Origin of the sequence: Methanosarcina sp. 1.H.A.2.2 (assembly GCF_000979975.1) — an archaeon.
Classification (GTDB): domain Archaea; phylum Halobacteriota; class Methanosarcinia; order Methanosarcinales; family Methanosarcinaceae; genus Methanosarcina.
On the sequence record NZ_JJQL01000060.1, the window covers coordinates 1 to 1,383 of the forward strand.

Genomic DNA, 1,383 nt, shown 5'->3' on the forward strand with positions numbered 1-1,383 from the left:
GAACATGAAAATAAGATCAACTGGAAGTTTACGAGAAAAGTTGCTGATGAGAAAATGTCTAAATATTATGCACCATAATTAAGTTTCTAAGACACTAGTAGTACTATTCTTACTCGCTTCTCTATTCAGTCTTTAGGAACGTATATTCTACCGGAATTATCTGCCTCTTTTACGAGTTTCTCAATTACTTCAAACCCTTCAACTTCGATTTTCATTATGCACTCTGTTTTCATTGTATTGTAAAGTATCTGCATTATTAGGACTAAAATAGGCTGGAAGTGTCCTGTCTGGATCACGTCACAAATATTTATATATTATTAATCGGTAATGGGTTGCTGTTTGCCGGCTGAAGAAAAAAAACAGAAATCTGTTCAAAAGGTGAGCCAGAATGAAAGAAACAGTTCCGCAAAAGCCTCTGGAACCAGTCCTGCACGGGTTCCTGCTCAGAAACCGCAAGTTTGTCCCATCCTCGAAGATAATAATTCAGAAGCTCTTCGGGCTTATTTCGAGACAGGAAGCATAAATCTAAAAACTTCCCTGAAGTACAGGAAGGGCTAACCAGCTATGACCAAAAGCTGAAATTAAAAATTATTCGGAAGGCGGATCCCTTTACAGACAAAGCTAAAATTTCCTCCACAGAAAAACGCAGAATCTACCTTAACCAATTGGCAGAACAAAACCCAGCAGTCTAAAATTGCCCAGAGTTAAACCTTTGACAATAGAAAAAAGTATTATTTTCTGAAAAAATCTCCCGATAAATACACTGAAATAAAAAACGACCTGATAAAAATCTCTAAAAAACGAACGGAATCTAAAAAAAGGAATCAAAAAAAAGGAATCAAAAAAAGGGTTCCAAAAACGGGTTCCAAAAACGAGAATATTCAGGAGCATTTCAGATAAACAAGTCTTCCCAAAAACGTCTTCAATGCTGCCTTCAAAAAATATATTTCAAAGCAACACCCAACAAATGAAGCCAGAATAATTTGAAGAAAACAAATGCGAGACACCAACAACTCCATCCCTTGAGATAAATAACATCTAAAAAACGGAAAGCTTAAAAGTATGAATCCCACCCAAAAAACGTTCAATAATCGGGAAAGGGAAAACGGAGAGAACTGGAAACTGTATCCAGTTCTTTCCAAAAAACGTAACCACTTCGAATTATTTTCTTCTACTCTATTCTGTTAAGGGCTCTCTAGAATTCACCGTTAAACTGAAGTCAATTTCTCCATTTTTCCATTCTGTTTTATCCATTCTGTTCTACTCTGTTTTCAATCACCCTATTAACCTAAGTTTGACAGTATCCACTAATTGGTACTGAATATTTCCCTTCTTTTTTGACCCAACTGGACTTGACAATTCTCTTAATTTTATAAAAATTTA

Annotated in this window: 2 protein-coding genes; one reads left to right on the forward strand and one right to left on the reverse strand. The window is 35.5% G+C overall.

From position 1 onward, the window contains the following. Nucleotides 1-125: 125 nt before the first annotated feature. The gene (locus tag EO93_RS17410; RefSeq protein WP_200896789.1) at nucleotides 126-215 is read right to left on the reverse strand and encodes a DUF2080 family transposase-associated protein; all 90 of its coding nucleotides are present in this window, start codon (nucleotides 213-215) and stop codon (nucleotides 126-128) included. Nucleotides 216-388: 173 nt separating this feature from the next. Between EO93_RS17410 and EO93_RS18460 the strand changes: the two genes are divergently transcribed. Further along, nucleotides 389-523: a hypothetical protein gene (locus EO93_RS18460; protein WP_255350210.1), complete on the forward strand. Its 135-nt coding sequence runs from the start codon at nucleotides 389-391 to the stop codon at nucleotides 521-523. Nucleotides 524-1,383: the final 860 nt, after the last annotated feature.

What these genes read in the sequence shown, in the direction of transcription:
- EO93_RS17410 (WP_200896789.1), bottom strand. Translation starts at nt 215, where the DNA reads ATGAAAATCGAAGTTGAAGGGTTTGAAGTAATTGAGAAACTCGTAAAA.
- EO93_RS18460 (WP_255350210.1), top strand. Translation starts at nt 389, where the DNA reads ATGAAAGAAACAGTTCCGCAAAAGCCTCTGGAACCAGTCCTGCACGGG.